At 71.8% G+C, this 18,245-nt stretch carries 21 protein-coding genes; 7 read left to right on the forward strand and 14 right to left on the reverse strand.

Annotated features, from left to right (window positions below; translation table 11 throughout):
* Window positions 1–59 precede the first annotated feature (59 nt).
* Complete coding sequence (locus BJ963_RS01535) at window positions 60–821, forward strand: EAL domain-containing protein (RefSeq protein ID WP_343037209.1); 762 nt, start codon at window positions 60–62, stop codon at window positions 819–821.
* 59 nt (window positions 822–880) lie between these two features.
* On the opposite strand, the gene BJ963_RS01540 is transcribed toward BJ963_RS01535, so the two are convergent.
* Entirely contained in the window at window positions 881–1,138 is a 258-nt protein-coding gene (locus BJ963_RS01540) for a hypothetical protein (protein ID WP_018190251.1), read from the reverse strand.
* 125 nt (window positions 1,139–1,263) lie between these two features.
* Between BJ963_RS01540 and BJ963_RS01545 the strand changes: the two genes are divergently transcribed.
* Both BJ963_RS01545 and BJ963_RS01550 read left to right on the forward strand, forming a co-directional pair.
* Entirely contained in the window at window positions 1,264–1,578 is a 315-nt protein-coding gene (locus tag BJ963_RS01545) for a DUF7882 family protein (protein WP_089912826.1), read from the forward strand.
* 138 nt (window positions 1,579–1,716) lie between these two features.
* The gene (locus BJ963_RS01550) at window positions 1,717–1,974 is read left to right on the forward strand and encodes a hypothetical protein (protein ID WP_179454111.1); all 258 of its coding nucleotides are present in this window, start codon (window positions 1,717–1,719) and stop codon (window positions 1,972–1,974) included.
* Window positions 1,975–2,082: 108 nt separating this feature from the next.
* Here the strand turns inward: BJ963_RS01550 and BJ963_RS01555 are convergent, their stop codons facing one another.
* A complete protein-coding gene (locus BJ963_RS01555; protein ID WP_179454113.1) occupies window positions 2,083–4,644 on the reverse strand; it encodes a DUF4062 domain-containing protein in 2,562 nt (853 codons plus the stop codon).
* Window positions 4,645–4,771: 127 nt separating this feature from the next.
* On the opposite strand from BJ963_RS01555, the gene BJ963_RS01560 reads away from it, so the two are divergent.
* Window positions 4,772–5,047, forward strand: coding sequence for a hypothetical protein (locus tag BJ963_RS01560; protein ID WP_179454115.1), 276 nt, complete (start codon window positions 4,772–4,774; stop codon window positions 5,045–5,047).
* Window positions 5,048–5,111: 64 nt separating this feature from the next.
* On the opposite strand, the gene BJ963_RS01565 is transcribed toward BJ963_RS01560, so the two are convergent.
* The 8 genes from BJ963_RS01565 to BJ963_RS01600 all read right to left on the reverse strand — a co-directional run bounded on the left by BJ963_RS01565 (window position 5,112) and on the right by BJ963_RS01600 (window position 12,003).
* Complete coding sequence (locus BJ963_RS01565; RefSeq protein WP_179454117.1) at window positions 5,112–5,747, reverse strand: NADPH-dependent F420 reductase; 636 nt, start codon at window positions 5,745–5,747, stop codon at window positions 5,112–5,114.
* A 51-nt stretch (window positions 5,748–5,798) separates the two neighbouring features.
* Window positions 5,799–6,953, reverse strand: coding sequence for an OmpA family protein (locus BJ963_RS19500; RefSeq protein ID WP_343037210.1), 1,155 nt, complete (start codon window positions 6,951–6,953; stop codon window positions 5,799–5,801).
* 113 nt (window positions 6,954–7,066) lie between these two features.
* Window positions 7,067–7,915, reverse strand: coding sequence for a hypothetical protein (locus BJ963_RS01575; protein WP_231946821.1), 849 nt, complete (start codon window positions 7,913–7,915; stop codon window positions 7,067–7,069).
* Window positions 7,916–7,925: 10 nt separating this feature from the next.
* On the reverse strand, window positions 7,926–8,279 hold the full coding sequence (locus BJ963_RS01580; RefSeq protein ID WP_089912815.1) for a hypothetical protein: 354 nt from the start codon (window positions 8,277–8,279) through the stop codon (window positions 7,926–7,928).
* Window positions 8,266–8,937 carry a hypothetical protein gene (locus BJ963_RS01585; protein ID WP_089912812.1) on the reverse strand — a complete coding sequence of 224 codons (672 nt, stop codon included), beginning with the start codon at window positions 8,935–8,937 and terminating at the stop codon, window positions 8,266–8,268. The genes BJ963_RS01580 and BJ963_RS01585 overlap by 14 nt, the downstream gene beginning before the upstream one ends.
* Window positions 8,938–8,972: 35 nt before the next feature.
* Window positions 8,973–9,707, reverse strand: a complete 735-nt coding sequence (locus BJ963_RS01590; RefSeq protein WP_179454119.1) for a glycosyltransferase family 2 protein — start codon at window positions 9,705–9,707, stop codon at window positions 8,973–8,975.
* A complete protein-coding gene (locus BJ963_RS01595; protein ID WP_343037211.1) occupies window positions 9,704–10,996 on the reverse strand; it encodes a PIG-L family deacetylase in 1,293 nt (430 codons plus the stop codon). Before BJ963_RS01595 ends, BJ963_RS01590 begins: the two co-directional genes overlap by 4 nt.
* Window positions 10,993–12,003, reverse strand: coding sequence for an acyl-CoA dehydrogenase family protein (locus BJ963_RS01600; protein WP_246297973.1), 1,011 nt, complete (start codon window positions 12,001–12,003; stop codon window positions 10,993–10,995). Before BJ963_RS01600 ends, BJ963_RS01595 begins: the two co-directional genes overlap by 4 nt.
* 98 nt (window positions 12,004–12,101) lie before the next feature.
* Here BJ963_RS01600 and BJ963_RS01605 point away from each other — a divergent pair, with 98 nt between their 5' ends.
* Complete coding sequence (locus BJ963_RS01605; RefSeq protein WP_179454125.1) at window positions 12,102–12,926, forward strand: ATP-binding cassette domain-containing protein; 825 nt, start codon at window positions 12,102–12,104, stop codon at window positions 12,924–12,926.
* Here the strand turns inward: BJ963_RS01605 and BJ963_RS01610 are convergent.
* Together BJ963_RS01610 and BJ963_RS01615 are read right to left on the reverse strand one after the other, a co-directional pair.
* On the reverse strand, window positions 12,923–13,126 hold the full coding sequence (locus tag BJ963_RS01610) for a hypothetical protein (RefSeq protein ID WP_179454127.1): 204 nt from the start codon (window positions 13,124–13,126) through the stop codon (window positions 12,923–12,925). The two genes, BJ963_RS01605 and BJ963_RS01610, sit on opposite strands and share 4 nt — an antisense overlap.
* A 119-nt stretch (window positions 13,127–13,245) precedes the next feature.
* Window positions 13,246–14,640 (reverse strand): DUF2252 domain-containing protein, encoded by a 1,395-nt coding sequence (locus BJ963_RS01615; protein WP_179454129.1) that lies wholly within the window; start codon window positions 14,638–14,640, stop codon window positions 13,246–13,248.
* A gap of 100 nt (window positions 14,641–14,740) precedes the next feature.
* Between BJ963_RS01615 and BJ963_RS01620 the strand changes: the two genes are divergently transcribed.
* Both BJ963_RS01620 and BJ963_RS01625 read left to right on the forward strand, forming a co-directional pair.
* The gene (locus tag BJ963_RS01620) at window positions 14,741–15,094 is read left to right on the forward strand and encodes a hypothetical protein (protein WP_089912793.1); all 354 of its coding nucleotides are present in this window, start codon (window positions 14,741–14,743) and stop codon (window positions 15,092–15,094) included.
* Window positions 15,095–15,194: 100 nt separating this feature from the next.
* Window positions 15,195–16,283, forward strand: a complete 1,089-nt coding sequence (locus tag BJ963_RS01625) for an ATP-binding protein (RefSeq protein WP_179454131.1) — start codon at window positions 15,195–15,197, stop codon at window positions 16,281–16,283.
* A 21-nt stretch (window positions 16,284–16,304) separates the two neighbouring features.
* Here BJ963_RS01625 and BJ963_RS01630 read toward each other — a convergent pair whose 3' ends face one another.
* Together BJ963_RS01630 and BJ963_RS01635 are read right to left on the reverse strand one after the other, a co-directional pair.
* On the reverse strand, window positions 16,305–17,561 hold the full coding sequence (locus BJ963_RS01630; RefSeq protein ID WP_179454133.1) for an AI-2E family transporter: 1,257 nt from the start codon (window positions 17,559–17,561) through the stop codon (window positions 16,305–16,307).
* 155 nt (window positions 17,562–17,716) lie between these two features.
* Window positions 17,717–18,202: an SHOCT domain-containing protein gene (locus tag BJ963_RS01635; protein WP_179454135.1), complete on the reverse strand. Its 486-nt coding sequence runs from the start codon at window positions 18,200–18,202 to the stop codon at window positions 17,717–17,719.
* Window positions 18,203–18,245 lie beyond the last annotated feature (43 nt).

An 18,245-nucleotide genomic window follows, 5' to 3' on the forward strand; every position in this document is an offset into this window, starting at 1 on the left:
GGGGCCCTCAAAAGTTGACAACCTCTCCTTCGGTGGGAATCATCACGAAGGTGACGTTGGTGGACGGGACCCTCGAGGACTTCGCCCGCGATTTCGAGATCGCGCTGGCGCAGCGCCAGGTCACGGCCGCCTACCAGCCGCAGATCGACGTGGCGGACGGCGCGGTCGTCGGCGTCGAGGCGCTCGCGCGCTGGACCCATCCGGAGCACGGTGAGGTAGCGCCCGACGTCTTCGTCGACATCGCGCAGAAGACGGGTCTGCTCCCGCTGCTGACGGCGAGGATCATCTCCGATGTGACCTCCCAGTACATTCCGGGATGCACCATCGACGTCGCCGTCAACGTCTCGGCGACCCAGTTGGAGGATCCGTCCCTCTACGACATGTTCGAGGGCGCGTTCGCGACCGGCCGCTGCGACCCGGAGACGCTCACCGTCGAGGTGACGGAGAGCTACAGCATCGAGCACCCGGAACGGGTCGCCGCGCCGCTGGAGGCGCTCGCCGCGGCGGGAGTCACGATCTCGGTGGACGACTTCGGCACCGGGCATTCGTCGTTCGCGCGGGTCGAGTCCCTGCACGCAAGCGAGCTGAAGCTCGACAAGAGCCTGGTGCAGGCGGACGACCGTGTGCGCGAGGTCGCCCAGATCATCACCGAGGCGCACCGCCGGGGCATCCGCGTGGTCGGCGAGGGCGTCGAGAGCCGTGCGCAGCTGGATCGGCTGGCGTCCGCCGGCTGCGATCGCGCCCAGGGCTACTTGATCGCCCGGCCGCAGCCCGCTCCGGCGCTGCTGTCGTGGTACCGGATGCGCACGCGCGAGTCCTGACGCAGAACGCGCCCGGCCTGCGATGAGGCCGAGCGCGTGCGGGATGTCCGATCAGCGGATCAGAGGGCGTCGAACGAGTCGATGTCGACGCGCGACTCCTCCTGACGGGGAGCGGGCGGATCGACCTCGATCTGCGCCCAGGTCACGGGCATGCCCGGGGAGAACAGCACATCGACGCCGGGCCCGCCCCGGAGCGGCGGGATCGTGACGTAACCGCCGCCGGCGCGCACGGCCTCCAGGATCTTCCCGCGCAGGTCGTCCACCGGATCGGGGAGGAAGTAGTCCTTTCCGTCGACCGTGAGGCGGTGAACGATCATGCGGCGATCCTTTCCGAGGGGATGATGTAGAACACTATCGCGGCGTCACGATACACCCGTATTCCGGACGAGTATGCTCGCAGCAGCCTCTGAGGGCGACACGAACGACCACACGAAAGGCATCCGTGGGCACACTCCGCTACGACGGCGAAAGCTACGAGCTCGACGACCGCCTCCTGTTCCACATGCAGATCGCGATCAGCACCAAGCTCCGCCGCGGGGAGAACTTCTTCCTCACCTGGCCGGTGCCGGCCGAGCTCGGCAGCGGGCGTCACACCGTCTGGGTCGACAACGGCGTTCCCCTGCACATCTTCTTCTCCGGCTCCAAGGTCCCGACGCTCAACAAGGACTGGATCGAGGCCATGATCCAGACCGCCAGCCGGGCCTCCGGGATGATCGTGATGGAGGAGTCCGAGATCCGCCCGAACCCCGGGCGTTGAGCGTGGCCCAGCGCTTATAGCGGAAGCGTTTCGCGAAAACAAGGCCCCCCGGATTTCTTGCTTCACCGAGCGGGTAGTTCGATCATCTAACTAGATCTTCGAATCGCCCCCGACGGATGAGGAAGTAAGGAAGAAGCCATGGCCGAGTCACTCGCAGACATCATCGACCTGCCCACCGAGTACGTCTCGTGGCACTCGCCCGCGGCCGCGCTGTGGGTCGCGTCGACGCCGACCGCGTACGTGGGCATGGTCGACCGCAACCACGACGGTTTCGTGGCCACCGACTGCACCGGCCGCGAGCTGGGCGTGTACGGGACGCTGGAGTCCGCACGCGTCGCCGTGTACGGAGCCTGGGTCGCACCGGCCCCCGCCGAGGAGCAGGCGCTCATCGCCTGACCTCGCCAGACCATCCCGGCCGGCGTTTCGGGTGCGCCACCCGGGATTCGACGGAACCCCGGCACCTTTCCCGGTGCCGGGGTTCCCATCGTTTCGGGACCCGTCCGCTCAGTTCAGGCTCGGCTCCGAGAGCGCCTCGGCGACCGCCTGCTCGACGCTGAGCTCGCGGCCCTCCGCGACGGCCGCAGCCAGCCGGCCCGCCGGCGCGACGGCGGCGAGACGGTCCAGGTACCGCTGGTGGAAGGTGAACGTGGGGCCGTTGTGCGTGCCCGACCGCTCCCGCAGGGCGTGCGCGGCACCGGCGAGGCGCCCGGCACGCTCGACATCCCCGGCGAGGGCCGCCACCGCGGCCAGGCCCTCCAGTCCGTACGCGATCCCCTCGATGTGGCCGAGTGAGGTGGAGAGCGTCACGCTGAGCGCGAAGTCCTTCCTGGCGTCCTCCGGCGACCCGAGCAGTAGGTGCGCCCAGCCCAGGTGGTAGGCGGCGATGCGGCCCCCCACGGCGTCCCCGGCTCGTTGGGTGAGCGCGAGGGACTCGTCGAACCGCTCGAACGCGGCGTGCAGCTTCTGCTCCAGCAGCGCCACCCGGCCGAGCAGGACGAGCGCCATCGCCTCGCCCCACACATCGCCGGTCTCCCGGAACAGCCGCAGGCTCCGCTCCATCACGTCGGTGGCCCGCGCTGTGTCCGGTCTCTCACCGGCGAGGAGGGCCAGTGCCAGGGAGATCTGCGCCATCGCCTCTCCGGAGCGGTCGGCGCAGCGGCGGAAGAGGTCGGCGCTCTCCGCGAGGTCGGCGGCGACGCGTCCGTCCGGGTCCTTCCAGAACCGGATGGTCCGCGTGAAGTACAGCGCGACGGCCCGCGTGCGGTCGTGGAGCGCCTCGCCGGATTCGAGCGGCTCGTCCATCCAGGTGCGCACCTCGCCGAGCAGGCCGATCACCCAGAAGTAGAGGAAGAGGTTGAAGGCGAGCTCGGCGGCGCGATCCCAGTCGCGGGCGTCCAGGAGGTAGCGCTCGGCGGCACGGAGGTTGTCGCGCTCGTCGCCGAGGCGCTGCATCCACTCGCGCTGCCCTCCGCCCTTCAGCGGAAGGCGAGCCCGGGCCCCGAGGTCGATGAAGTACCGGGCGTGGGCGTCGCGCGCGCGCTCGATCTCGCCGTCGCCCTGCAGCTGCTCTCTGGCGTACTCCCGGACGATCGCCTGCATGGTGAACCGCGGCCGGTCGTCGCTGTCATGCTGCGCGACGAGGCTCGAGTCGACCAGCACGGCGAGGTCCGACAGCACGTCGGCGGCGTCGTCGCCGTCCGCGCCGACGAACTCGGCCGCCTCCAGGGTGAAGCCGCCCTCGAAGACGCCGAGCCTGGCGAGAAGGCGGCGCTGTTCCGGCGCCAGCAGCTGCGTGCTCCACTCGATGGTGCGGCGGATGGTCTGCTGGCGCTCCGGGAGGTCGCGCGAACCGCCGACGAGCACCGACAGCCGGCGGTCGAGGCGGTCCAGCAGCTCGGCGGGGGAGAGCACGCGGATGCGCGCGGCCGCGAGCTCGATCGCGAGCGGGACGCCGTCGAGGGCCGTGCAGACCCGGGCGACGGCGTCGGCGTTCTCCGCGGTGATCTCGAAGTCGGGCTTCACGGCGTGCGCCCGCTCGACGAAGAGGTTGACGGAGGAGTCCTCGGCGAGCGGCCCGACGTCGTAGCTCTGCTCGGCGCTCACGCGCAGCAGCGTCCGGCTCGTCACCAGCAGCGACACCCCGGGTGCGGCCGCGAGCAGCCCGGTCAGGAGCGGAGCCGCATCCAGCACTTGCTCGAAGTTGTCGAGCACCAGCAGGATGCTGCGGTCGCGCAACGCGGTGGCCAGATTGTCGAGGATGGGCGCGTCTCCTGTGTCGCGCACACCCAGAGCCTGCGCGATGCGGTTGGGCACCCGTTGCGGATCGTGGACCGCCGAGAGATCGACGAAGACCGCGCCGTCCTCGAAGTGCTGGGCGGCGGCACGCGCCGCCGCGATGGCGAGCCGGCTCTTGCCGATCCCGCCGGGACCGACCAGCGTCACCAGGCGCGTGCCGTGCGCGAGCCGGTCGCCGATGGCTGCGATGTCCGCATCCCGCCCGACCAGCCCGGTCAGGGGGACCGGCAGCCGGACCGGCTCGACGACCCGGTCTGCGTCGCTCGCCACATCGGCGGTGATCAGTGCCCGACTCTGGTCGAACCGCTCGGCCAGGAGCGTTGCGAGGTCGTTCTCGATCAGCTGCGCCAGCTCCTTGGGCGTCTCGAAGTACTTGTACGCGGCGCGGTCGTCGTCGCGGATGCGCGCGAGCAGCGTGGCGAGTCGCGGCTCGCGGTTGTCGGCGGGGCTCTTGACGTAGAGCAGGCGCGGCAGTTCGGGCGGGCACAGGTTGTACTCGTCTTCGAGCCCCGAGACATCCTCCTCCGGGGCGACCCAGCCGTAGCGCTCCCAGTACAGCCCGAGGAACACGTCGCTCTGCTCCAGGTAGGCGCGGTACAGCTCGCGGGGTGGATGCGGACGGGCGCCCAGTTCGAACATCACGGGCGCGAGGTGCAACCGCTCGATGGCGGTGCGCGCGGCGCGGCGCTCGGCGGCGAGCTCCTGCAGCGTCGAGGAGACGAAGATCCGCAGCCGCTGGTCCGGCGTGCGGATTACATGAGGGTGGCTCATGTCACGTCATTGTGTTGCGTTCCTGTGCAAATGTACAGAGGGCGTGCCGGGGGACGCCCGCTAGCACTCCTCGACGGGTCTGCGCAAGGCGGTTCAGACAGATCGTGATCGGAGGTTAGCTAGGAAGGTGAAGGAATTGGCGTGGTACGTACTGGGCTTCGCGTCGGCGGTCACCGCCATCGCGGTGGGGCTGCTCCTGGCCCCCGACGCCGCTGACGCCACCGAGGGGCCGGGTGGTCTGTTGCAGCATCTGAACTCCGCCGAGTGGGCGGACTTGGTGGTGGCGCTGGTGTTCGCGGCGATCGCGTTCGTCAGCGGGAGCTACCTGTCGTCGCGTGCCGCCGCTGCGGCCGACGACGCGGCGCCGACCGTCGATCTGGTCACGGCGGAGAGCGCGGGCTAGAGCCGGCCGCGCCGGCGGAGCGCGCCGGGTCGACGCGCTCCGAGCCGGCGGATCGGCCGTCCCGCTACCGCTTCGCGGCTGCCAGCGCCTCGCGCAGACCGGCGACGTCGAAGCGGGGGCCGTAGGCGGGCATGTCGCGCTGCGCGCGCCATCCCTCGGCGAGCTCGCCGATGTCGACGGCGTCGAAGCCGAACTCGTCGACCAGCGCGGCGACCCGCTCGCGTGCGGCGGGGTCGTTCCCGGCCACGATCAGGGCGCGGCGGTCGGGGGTGCCGGCGGGGAGGCTCTGGCCGGTCAGGTCGGCCGCGCCGATGTGGTTGAACGCCTTCACGACGTGCGAGGTCGGCAGCACCTTCTGCAGGCGCTCGGCCACCGTCGTGGACTCGTCGTCCAGCTCCGCGATGTGGCCGTCGCGCTGCGGGTAGTAGTTGTTCGTGTCGATGACGATCTTGCCGGCGAGCTCCTCGACGGGCAGCGTCGCCTCGGCGGCGAGCGGTGTCGTCACGACGACGAGGTCACCGGCGGCGGCCGCCTCCGCCGGGGTGCCGGCGCTGGCATGCTCGCCGAGCTCCTCCACCAGGCTGCGCAGCGTCTCCGGGCCGCGCGAATTGCTGAGCACCACGTCGTAGCCGCGGGCGACCGCGAGCCGGGCGAGCTGCGAGCCGATGTGTCCTGAACCGATGAATCCGATTGTCGTCATACTCGCGAGAACCGGGCCAGGCCCCGGATGATTCCCGCGTGCGGCATCCGCTCAGCCGCAGAGGCCGACTCCCGCCGAGGTGAGGATGACGGTGCGGTTCTGCTCGGCCACGGCGTCCGAGTATGCGCCCGACGCGTCGGTCTCCTTCTTCCAGCCGCACCACTCGAACCCGACCCCGGCCGTCTGGAGCAGGGAGGCCGGGACGCCGAGCCCGACGAGCGCGGCCTTCACCGTCTCCGCCCGCTTCAGCGAGAGGGCCGTGTCTGCGGTGTTGTCGGTGGCCTGATCCTTGGACGCGGTGCCCGTGATCGTCACCGGCTTGCCGTTCTGCTCGATGGCGGGCACCAGCGTCGCGAGCACCGTCTGGGCGGCGGCCGGATCGGAGAAGGACGCCGTGTCCTTGGTGAACAGCAGCTCGCTGTTGCGGATCACGACGGGCTTCGACCAGTCCGTCTTCGTCGAAACGGGCTCGACGGTCACCGCCGTCACGGCCGGGAGCCCGGCGGCGGCGCTCCCGGAGGCGGGTTCCGGCAGCAGCGACAGGGTGCCGCCCGCTGCGGCGATCACGGCGGACCAGATCGCCTCCAGATTGCTGCGCGCCGGGACGGTCAGCGGCTGCTGTGCGCCCGCGGTGTCGCCCATCCCCGACCAGTACACGGTCACGCCCTTCAGGTCGGCGGGAAGCAGCTTGCGGGCGGTCAGGTCGGCGACCACCTGCGCCGGGTCGGCGTAGAGCAGCCCCGTTCCCGCGAAGTTCAGCGGGTCGGTGGTCTGCAGCCCGCTCCCGACGACGATGACGCCCATCGGGTCGCTGCCGAGGTTGCGCGCCGCCTGGTCGATGGCGCCCAGGAAGTCGACTTCCGGGGCGGACGCCTTCAGCCCGTCGATGTAGGACGTGATCTGCGTGAGCTTGGTGCGCTGGTCGTTCTGGCAGACGATCGCATCCTGGGCCGACGACCCGAGGGCGGTCGTTCCCATCACCTGCGGGGTGCCGGACGGCACGACGACCGTCACGCTACCGTTGGTCTTGCCCGCCGCCTGTACCTGGGCGGATGCGGAGGCGGGGAGGGCGACGGCCGGGGCGTTCGCCGTGCTCCCGGCGACGACGCCCAGATTGCGCTTGTGGGACTGATCGCACGCCTGCCCCGACGCGGTCGCCGGCGCACACGCCGTGAGCCCCGCCGCGACCACAAGCACCACTCCCACCGCCGCACCCACCCGCGTCCCCCACCGTCGAGTCCGCGAAGACTGACCGCTCTCGCGGCGCGTCGTGTGCAATTTGTGCGGACTCGACGGGGGGAGGGGCATGCTGAGCGCTTTCATGAGGGGGAGGAGGTGTCGGGAGCCTCGACGCTCCGGCGGGCGCGGAGCTCGCGGATGATCTGGCTGGTGCTCTCCGGGTTGCGCTCGCGCTGCGCCAGGCGGGTGGCGAGCTGGGCGCGCACCACATCCATCCGGGAGTGGAACGTCACCCGGGCGCCCGTGTAGCGGACCGCGTCGTGCGCGTCGAGCTGCAGGGCCAGCCGGGTGCGCTCCTCGGCGGCGACCGCCTCGCCGTGCAGGCGATCGCGGAGCAGCCGCAGGCGGGCGGCCTGGGCGTGCGCCTTCTCGGCCGCGGTGAGGAGCGGCTTCGTGGTGAGCCACGCCGTGATGAAGCTGAGCGCGCCCGACGTGGCCAGCACGCCGAGCATGAGGAACGCCATGATCGTGTCAGGAGCGGTCCACGAGAACCCGGCGGGCGCGGCGGTCTGCGCGCCGCCGACGAGGCCGGTGAGTCCGCCCGCGTTCTGCGCGTCGATGCCCGCTTTGATCCGGGCGATCGTGATCGCGGCGAGGATGGCCGCCCAGACGAGCCCCAGCACGACGGCGGTGGCGATCCACCTCCGCGACATGACGCCCGCCTGCACGCGGCGCAGCACGATGGCCACGACGTGCGGGAGCGTGACGACCGCGAGCGAGATCCCGAGCGTGATCACGTACATCTGCAGCCCGATGGAGCCGTACTGGCTGTCGTTCCGCAGAAGCAGCGTGAGCGCCTGGGCGAGCAGGATGTAGTCGACCGCGATCATGGCGACGAGCAGCACGTAGACCAGGACGTGGGCGAGCGGGGAGACGTGGCCGACGCGGGGGCGCAGGCGCGGAGGGCGGGTGACGATGTCGCGTGCCATGGGCGGCCTCTCAGGCGTAGGAGTGGAAGTCGGGATCGTGGCCGGCGAGCTTCGCGTCGAGCCGTGCGACGTCCTGGTCGGCCCGGCGGATGTCGTCCTCGGCGCGCTCGAGCGCCCGGCGGATCAGCTCCTGCCGCGCCTGGGCTTCCGCGACGAGGGCGGAGGCCGCGGCGACATTGCGGGTGCGCTGCCGCTCGAGCTCCGCAACGCCCGCGCGCTCGAAGGCGGCGAGCTCGTGCTCGAACACCTCGAGGGTCTCGACGTCGACCGCGTGGCGCATGCGCCGCAGCCGCCGGAGCAGCCGACGGCGGAGGCCGCCGGTCGCGGGGACGCGGTAGTCGGTCAGTCGCTCACGCCGGGGCATCGGTCCTCCTGTGGGGGTCGTCGTGGCCGGCGGGGACGCCGGCCGTCTCCTCGCCCGCCGTGCGGGCGGCCGCGATGGGATGCAGTGCGTCGACGGCTGTGCCGCGCGAGGTCAGCCAGTCGGAGCGGTGCAGCGCGGGTGGATGCGCGGAGACCCGTCCGGAGGTCGCCTGGCGCAGGGCGCCCCAGTACACGGCGGCCTTCTCGTCGGAGCGGTCGAACATCCGCGCCGCGCGCAGCTGAGCGACGGTGAACCGCGCGTTGATCGAGGCGCTGAGCTCGTTGCTCCGCCGATGGGCGGTCCGGATGCGCCGCTCCAGCCTGCGGAGTTCTTCGAACGCCGTTCCCCGGCCCTCCGCGATGCGGAGCCGATCGCTCTCGGGCAGCCGGTCGATCCGCTCGTCGTAGGCGTCGAGGTCGGCGCGCAGGGAGCCGGTGAGGACGCGGTGCTCGGTCAGCTCGCGGCGCATACTGCGGAAGAAGCGCTGTTCCTCGCGGCGCGCGAACGCGTCGGCCCTGGCCTGCAGGGCCGCGACGGTCGGCGACGACCGGTCGCCGGAGTCCACCCCGGAGTCGGGGACGGTGGCCGCGTCGCGGCGCGCCAGGAGCATCAGCCGGCGTCGCGCGAACGGCCCGAGTCTCAGCGGCTGCGTCGTCATAACGGGCGAGCGTAAGGACCCGGCCTGTGCGTCCCCTAGGTGTACGTCGAAGGAACCCCGAACGTGACCGAACCGTGACCGCGCTCGCGGTCGGCCGCCAGCGCCTCCAGATAGCCCGCGTATCCCTCGGGCGCGCGTCCCCGCAGCCGGGCCGAGGTCACGACCGGCTCGTGCTCCGAGGAGAGCATGAGGACCCCGGCGTCCCGCAGCCGTGCCGCCAGGCGCACGTCCTCGGCGGTGGCGAGCGGAGGGAACCCGCCCGCCCGGAGGTAGGCGGACGCCCGCATCCCGAGGTTCGCCCCGTGCACGTGCCCGAGCGTCGCGCCGGGTGGGTGCCGGTCCTCCCAGACGCGCCGGCGCTCGGCGTCCAAGTCGTCGAGCACCGGGACGACCGCCCCGGTGTACGCGTCGGCGTGGCGGGCCGCACGCAGATGCTCGGCGAGCCAGCCGCGCGGGACGGTCCCGTCCGCGTCGGTGAACGCCAGCCAGACGCTCTGCGGGTCGTGCGGGCTGCCGGCGAGCGCGGTCTCGACACCGTGGGCGCGGCTGCGCCCGACGTTGCCGAACGCGACCGCGACCGTGCGGACGGCGGGATGCCGGACAGCGATCGTGGCGGAGTCGTCCGTGCAGGCGTCGAGCACCAGCACGATGTCCGTCGGCACGTCGACGATCGTGCCGGCCGCCTCGACCGACGCGAGGCACGCGTCGAGGGTGGCCGCCTCGTCGCGGGCAGGGATAACCACGACCGCCCGCCGGATCGCCGGCCTCATCGCAGCACCTCCAGCACGAACTCCTCGTCGCGGTGCACGACCGCGGCGCGCAGCTCCGAGCGTTCGCGGAACCGGGCGTGCGCCGCCTCGCCCGGCTGGGCGAAGTCGTCGGAGTCGCCCGTCCAGTGGCAGAGCAGCACCTCGCCGCCCGGGTTCAGCGAGCCGAGGATGCGGTCGATGACGGCATCCCAGTCGTCCTCGGCGAGGTAGTACGCGAGCTCGGACACGACGACGAGGTCGGCGCCGCCGGGGACCGCGGGCCACTCGTGCGGGATGCGCATCCGCTCGACGACGACGTTTGCGTGGTCCCGCAGCCGCGCGGCCGCGGCCTCGACGGCCGACGCAGAGCCGTCGACCGCCACGAGCTCGTCGCACCGATCGGCGAGAACGGCGGTCGTCTCGCCGATCGAGCAGCCCAGCTCGATGGCCCGGCCGTAGCGCTCCCGGGGGAGGGACGCGGTGAGCACCGCCCGCCTGCGCCGCTCGTACCAGCGGCTGCGGACGCTCCACGGATCGCCCAGCTCCCGGTGCATCCGCTCGAAATGCTGCTCGGCGGGTTCGGGCGGCTCGATCACCGCCTCCCGACCGTCGGCGGCTCGCGCAACGAAGCCCGGCTCCAGCACACCGTCCGGGGTGGCCGGGGTGCGCAGCTGCGAGGAGAACCGGGCGAGCGCCGCGCGCTTGCGGATGCGTTCCTCCGGGGTGAGGACCACCTCGCGCACCCGTCGCCACGGCACGTCGGCGGGCGTGCCCCACTGCCAGAGCCAGACCGGGTACAGCATGACGCGGAGCCCGCGTTCGCGCGCCGCAGCGACGACCTCGCGGCCCAGGGTGCGGTGGTCCCCGTGGCGGTCGCCGGTCCACGGTGCGAGCACGAGGCGGTCCTGCGCGCCGGATGGCGCGTCGAGGGCGTCGGCGATGGCGGCGCGGAGTTCGCTCGCATGGTGCTTCAGGGCGCCGTCCGGCAGCCCGAGCGCAACGACGGACGGCGCAGTGTCGTCACAGGTCAATGCCGGGTCCGGTATGGAGAGCCCGAGCGCCGAGAGCGCTGCGTCCAGCTCGTCCAGCCGCTCGGGATCGCACGCGGCCGCCACCACCAGACGCACCGGGGTTCCGGCGGCGCCTGCACGCGCGAGCAGGCCGCCCACGCCGAGCGTCTCGTCGTCGGGGTGGGCGGAGAACACGATCAGCTCGTCCGGGAGGTCGTCGACGGCGGGGACGTCCGTCCACTGGTCCAGCGCCTCCCAGGCATCCGGGTCGGTCACCGCTGTGCGCGGGTCGAAGCTCACCACCAGACCGACCGCGCATCCAGTCCGCCGATCCGCTTCGCGAGCGATTCATCGTCGCGGCCGCGGTGGTACTGCGCGGCATACAGTTCGAGGTCGGCCACGCGGCGGGCGTGCCCCTCGTCGAAGGCGAGGGCGGCAGGGCCGAGCAGGTCGCGCACCGCCGCGAGCGTCTGCGCGACGGCATTCGCGACTGCTCCGCGGACGGTGTGGGAGAGCACGGCAGCATCGTCGCCGTCCACTCCGGCATCGATCAGGCCGGCCGCGCGGTCCAGCTGGATGCGGGCGGACTCGAGCGCGCGGTACAGCTCTCCGACCCGGGCGGCCAGGAGCGGATTCCCCGGGGCGGCGGCTCGATCGGCCAGGGCGCGGAACAGGCGGACGCAGCCTCCCCACCAGCACGCGGCGACGCCGATGCCGCCCCAGCGGAAGCCGGGTCGTTCGAGATACCAGCCGGCCTCGCCGACGGGTTCGGCTGTCGCCCCCTCGAAGCGGAGCGGTCCGCTCTCCACCTCGGCGAGGCCCCGAGCGACCCAGGCGTTGGGCTCGGCCGTCACGGCGTCCTGCCGCAGGTCGACCGCGAACATCCTGCGATCCTCCCCGACGCGGGCGGTGACGAGAGCATGGGTCAGGCGACCGCCGAGCGAGCACCACGGTTTGACGCCAGCGAGCGTCCATCCGTCATCCCGCGGGACCGCCTCCAGCGCCGTGCCCGGCGCCTCCGCGGCGAACACGCCCCAGGTCGTGCCGGCCTCGGGACGCGGGAGGCCGGCCTCGGCGAGGATCGCCAGAGCGTCCAGGTGCGGTTCGAGGACCCGGGCGGCCGTCAGGTCGATCGCGGCGATGTGCGAGAGCGTGCGGAATCGCTCCTCCGTCCGACCGGCGCCGGGCAGCGGGACGGCGTCCGGTTCCGACCGGGACAGCGCGTCCAGAAGCGGCCCGACCCGGCCCGGTGACTCCGCCGCGGCCCGCTCGAACGCGGTGAGGGCGGTGGGCGTCGGGGTCGTCATGCTCACACCGTCGCACGATGCGGGCATTCGGACGAGTCCCTTGACGGAGGCCGTATGGGTGCGCAAGCTCCGGTTCCCGGCCCGGATAGGGTGAATCGGTGACCTCCATCGCCCCCGCCGAGACCGTCCTCGAACTCCGCGACGTGACGTTCCGCCGCGACGGCACGCAGATCCTCGACGGGATCGACCTCACGGTCCGGGCGGGCGAGCACTGGGCGCTCCTCGGCCCGAACGGCGCGGGCAAGTCGACCGTGCTCGGGTTCTGCGGCGCACTCACCTTCCCGACCTCCGGGACCGTGGATGTGCTGGGCCGCCGGCTGGGCCGGGTGGAGCTGCAGGAGCTGCGACGCCACATCGGGCACGTCAACCCGCGGCACCCCGTTCGGTCGCCGCTGACCGTCACCGAGGTCGTCCTCACCGGCATCACCGGGACGCTGGAGTTGCCGATGCGGTGGGAGCCGACGGGGGAGGAGGTCCGTCGCGCTCACGACCTCATCCACGCGGTCGGCCTCGACGAGCGCAGGGAGGCCCGGTGGCCGACGCTGTCGCAGGGGGAGCGCGGCCGCTCCCTGATCGCGCGCGCCCTCATCGCGGAGCCGCGGCTGCTGCTCCTCGACGAACCGACCACCGGCCTCGACGTGGCGGCGCGGGAGCAGCTGCTGGAGACCATCGACGGACTCTCGCACTCGGCGCCCGAGCTCGCCAGCGTCCTCGTCACGCATCACCTGGAGGAGCTTCCGGAGACCACGACGCACGCCCTCCTGATCGCGCACGGGCGAATCGTGGCCCGCGGCAGCATCGACGATGCGGTCACGACGGAGACGGTCACCCGGGCGTTCGAGCACCGCATCCGTGTCGAGAAGGCCGATGGCCGGTGGAGTGCGCGGGCAGTGCGCGAGCGCGCCGGCGCAGCACGCTCCTAGGAGCGCTTGCTCTCATCGTCTTCCTGTCGCTCCAGCCATCGGGCGAACATCCCGAGGGGAACCAGGAGGAGCAACGTGCACAGGTAGAGTCCGATCGCCAGGACGTTCGCCGGGTTCGTCACTCCACCGGGCAGGACGCCGATGAGCAGCCCGAGGATGAACGTCCACATCGGCGCGACCACGTTGATCCACCGAATCATCCCTCTTCTCCGTTCGCCGGGAACGACGGGCCTCGGCCGAGCGCCCGTCCTCGACCTAATAGACGTGAGGGAAGTGCGAACATGACGCGGCGACGACACCGCGCAGCCCCGGACGCCCGTCAGGTGACGGCGAAGCCTCCCGCCCTCGCCACCTCGACGAACTCGCGGTAGTCGGCCTCCGCCTGGTCGGCGTAGCGCTCCGCCCAGGCCGTCGCAGCACGCGAGAAGGCCGGCCCCGAGCCGAGGTAGCCCGAGATGAACGCCGCCTTCGGCGAGCGCGCGTGCGCCCGGGCGAGGGCGACGGCGCACACGCGGACGTAGTCCGAGAACTGCGCGGCGTTCATCGAGGGGATGTCAAACGACGCGTTGCGGTTGCGGAACAGGCGCAGGTAGAAGGCGAAGCCCTCCACCCGCAGGAACCCGAGGAACGGATCGGACACCGCCTGCAGGATGCGCTGGCAGGCGACGACGCGGTACCCCTGGTCGTCCGGAAGCAGGGAGAGATCGAGGTAGCCGGGAAGCGGCGCAACCCCGCCGAAGCGCTCGACCACCGACGCGCGCGCCTCCTTGAGCTGCAGGATCACCGGCTCGCCGACCGGCCCGCGCAGCGCGATCACGAAGCAGCGCGTGCCGACGCTTCCCACGCCGACGACGCGGCGGGCCACGTCGTCGAGGCGCAGCTGCGAGGCGAGCAGCGCCGTGTTCGGCGGAAGGGTGCGGCGGTATCGGTCGTACGCGTCCTGTGCGAGCGCCTGGACCTCCGGCTCCGCGCGCCGCAGGATCGGGGGCCGCTCGATGAAGCGCAGCACACCGTTCTCGTCGGCCTGGAGGGTGCGTCGAGCGGCATGCTCGGCGGTCCGCTTCTTCGACTCCTTGGTGACCTGGCGGATGAGCCGCTCCATGTCCGGGCTGAGCCGCCCGCGACCGGAGGTGACGGCCATCGGCGTGAAGAACCGGGCGGTCAACGGCTCGGTGAGAGCCTCCTCCAACCAGCGCCGGTAGGCCTCACCCGCCGCCCACGTCGCGTCCCGCACGAACGTCGGCGACATCCCGAGCGCCCGCCCGGCGAGGACGACGCTGGTCAGCAGCCGCTTGACGTCCCACTCCCAGGGCCCGACGGTGGACTCGTCGAAGTCGTTGATGTCGAACACCATCGCGTTCTCCGGCGAGCGGTACACGCCGAAGTTCGAGATGTGCGCGTCGCCGCAGACGACGACCTCGGCGCCCGTCGTCGGCGCCCCCGCCAGATCGGCGGCCTGGATCGCAGCCGTGCCCCGGTAGAAGGCGAAGGCGTCAGCGCTCATCCGCTCCACCCGCAGGTCGACGAGGTTCTGCAGCCGGTCGCGGTGCTGGGAGCGGAGGATGCCCATCGGATCGCGCCCGGGCGGCGGCGCGTACTCCGCGTGGGCGGAACGCGGCAGCGCGGCGCGGGCGGCCCGCCCGGCCGCGGCCAACTCCTCGGGGGCGAGCGGTGTCGCTGCGCGCTCACCCGCTTCTGCGACATCCAGAGTCATGCCGCGCCTCCTTCGGGAGCGACGTGCCCGCCCTCGCCGTCGGCTCATCCGGCGAGCACGCGTTCATCATAGGTCGCGGTCTGCCGCTACGGTAAGCAGAATGCGGGAACAGATCGAGCAGGAGTGGATCGAGCACCGCCGGGAGGACGGCGAGCGCGTCGGCTGGCTGCGCCCCGACGGCGACGGCTTCGTCCCGATCGACCTCCTCGGCCGGGAGCTCGGCGGTCCGACCGACTGGCTCACCGGCGAGGAGATGCTGGAGGCGGCCGGGATCGGCTACCTCGCCGACCGCTACGAGCTGCGGCTGGACGACGGCCGGTGGATGCGCGTGCGCATCACCGAGGTCTCCACCGAGCGCATCGTGGTCAAGAAGGACGACTTCGGCGCGATCGACGCACCCCAGCTGATCTACACGCTGCCGTTCCCCCTCCCGGACGACCTGCGGCCGGCGTGAGCGCCGCCTGGAGGGTTCCGGTCTGTCCGCGACGGGGGTCCGCGCGCTAGCATCGGCGCCACGCGGACGGCACGCGACCGCAGAACGGGGGACGAGCCGGATGATCCCGCTCACCGTCGGCACCACGGTGGAGACACCGGAACGGCCGGCTGTCATCGACGGCTCGCGCTTCAACCGGCACACCTTCTGGTGCGGCCAGAGCGGCTCGGGCAAGACCTACGCCCTCGGCGTCGTGCTCGAGCAGCTTCTGCTGAACACCGAGCTGCCCGTCGCCATCCTCGACCCGAACGCCGACTTCGTGGAGCTCGCGCGCACGAGCACGGGAGCCGACGGTGCGGCGGCCGAACGGTGGGAGGCCTTCGACATCCGTGTGCTGCACTCCAGCACGGAGCGCGAGCCGCAGGTCCGCATCCGCTTCGTCGACCTCAGCGTGCCCGCGAAGGGCGCCGTCGGCCGGCTCGACCCGATCGTGGACGCGGAGGAGTTCAACGCCCTCCTGCACCTGGAGGCGCAGCCGGAGCACTTCGAACGCGGGACCTTCCTCAACGCGCTGCTGGAGTCCGATGACCCCGCGCGACGGCGGCTCGGCCTGCGCATCGACAACCTGCAGATCCTCGACTGGCCGCTGTGGGCGCTGGGCGGAGGGTCTGCCGCGACGGTGGTCGACGAGCGCCCGCGCGCCACCGTGCTCGATCTCGGCGGGTTCTCCCACCCCGGCGAGCCGCAGGCCGCGGCCCTCGGCATCCTCGAACAGCTCTGGGAGCGCCGGATGGAGCGGCGGCCGCTCCTCATCGTCATCGACGAGGCGCACAACTTCTGCCCACCCGTCGCCCGCACCACGGTGGAGGCGCAGCTCACCGAGCAGCTCATCCAGATCGCCGCGGAGGGCCGCAAGTTCGGCCTGTGGCTGTTCCTGTCCACGCAGCGCCCGACCAAGATCCACCCGAACGTGCTCTCGCAGTGCGACAACCTCGGACTGATGCGGATGAACTCGCCGCGCGACCTCGCCGAGCTGGCCGAGGTCTTCGGGTTCGTCCCGCACCACCTGCTCGAGCAGTCGCCGACCTTCCGGAAGGGCGAGGCGCTGTTCGCCGGCGCGTTCACCGAGGAGCCGCAGCTCGTCCGCATCGGCCGGCGCCTGACGGCCGAGGGCGGAGGAGATCTGGCCGTCCAGAGCAGCAGCGCCTAGCTCGTCGAGAGGGCGACCTGCCTACTCCTGACCCGGCGTCTGCGGCTGCGCCTGCTGCTGCCGACGCTGCGTCTTGCGCTCGTCGGCCTGGGCCTTCATCAGCTCGCGGGTGTGCGCCAGGTCTCCGATGATCGGCCGCCACAACCGCGACCGGGGGTCGGAGTCCACAAGCACGGCCCGGACCAGGAGCGTCAGCGGGATCGCCAGGATCGCCCCGATCGGGCCGAGGACGACCGCCCAGAACAGCACGGAGAAGAACGTCAGGGTCTGGCTGAGCGCGACGGCGTTCCCCACCACCTTGGGCTGCACGACCGACTGGACGACGGCGTTGATGAGCCCGTACACCACGATGATCGCCACGACCGTGCCCCACCCGCCGGTCAGGAAGCCGAACACGAGCGGCGGCACGAGGGCGATGAAGTAGCCGACGTTCGGGATGAAGCTGCACAGGAACGACAGGATGGCCCACAGCAGCGCAGCGGGAACGCCGAGCAGCCACAGGGCGACGCCGTTGATCACGCCCTGCACGACGCCGAGCAGCGTGGTGACCACCATGTAGCGGCGCACCGAGTGCGCGAAGCCGCCGAACGCGTAGACCAGGTTCGGCCGGGTGGGCTGCAGTTGACGCAGCAGGGTCGGCGTGTACGCGGCATCCGCCGGCATGAGGATGAGCATCGTCAGCACGATCACGAGGAAGGCGATCAGCCCGAACGCATTGCCCAGGAGGCCGGAGAAGAACGACAGGAAGGTGCCGGGGTCGAAGCCCGCCTTGATCTGCTGGACCTGCTGCGGCCCGACCCCGATGCTCTGCAGCCAGGTCGTGAACTGGGACCCGAGCTGCTGGAGCTGCGGTTTGTACTGGGGCAGCATCCCGATGAACTGCGCGGTTGCCACCCACAGCACCGCGATGAACCCGGCGAGGAGGGCGAACACGGTCAGGCCGACCGCACCCGTGGCGAGTCCCTGCGGGGTGCCATGGCGCTCCAGCCAGACCCTCACCGGCTGGGCGCAGATCGTCAGGACGAGTGCGAGCAGGGTCGGGGCGAGAATGCCGCCGATCGCGGCCATCCCGAACGAGATCACCACCCCGGCGGCCAGGCCGAGCAGGATGCGCACGCCGCGTCCGACACCCCCGGCCGCGCCGAGCTCGGTGTCCGGGTCGACCGGCTCCGCGGGTTCGGCGGGATGCTTCCGGGTGCGCGAGAAGGGCCAGCGGCGGCCGCTCCGCCGGCCGGGCTCGGGAGCGGATGCTGCCGCGCCGGGATCGCCCTGGGTCATGAGCCGCTCCCTTTCTGCGTCAAGGGCCGCGAAACGGCCCGTGTGTGCGCCGGCTCATCCCACGCGAGGGCGAGGCCGGACCGGGCGCGACGCGGCAGCCGCCTGGCGACTGCTGCGCCGCGTCCGTTCGTCACGACGAGCGCCCGACCGCGAGGTCAGACCGTTGGTGCTGCCGGCGGCGGCGTCGTCGGTGCGGCCGGGGCCGTCGGTGCTGCGGGCGCCGCGGTGGAGGCGGCGGTGCCGCCCGTCGTCCCGCGGCCGGCGAGTGCGTGCGCCTTGAGGTGTGCGAACTCGTCGGGAGTGATCGCGCCGCTGTCGAGCAGCGCTTTCGCTTTGGCGATCTCGTCGGCGGGGCTCGATCCGGCGACCTGCCGGATGTAGTCGTCCGTGGCCGACTGGTACTGCCGCGCCTCCTTCTGGCTGCGTTCCGCCATGCCGGGGCCGCGTGCGATGAGGTACACCAGCGCCGTGAGGAAGGGCACGAAGATCAGGAAGATGATCCACAGCGCCTTCCACCACCCGTTCAGCTTGTGATCACGGAACAGATCGCTGATGATCGCGAACAGCGCGAACAGATACGCCACGAAGGCGAAGCTCCAGAAGAAGAGCCAGATGACGCTCCAGAAGTTGCTCCAGTCCATGTTCGGTTTCCCCTCTCCACTCCAGCTCGGCGAGCCTGGATGT

Source organism: Leifsonia soli (assembly GCF_013408745.1).
GTDB classification, from domain to species: Bacteria; Actinomycetota; Actinomycetes; order Actinomycetales; family Microbacteriaceae; genus Leifsonia; species Leifsonia soli.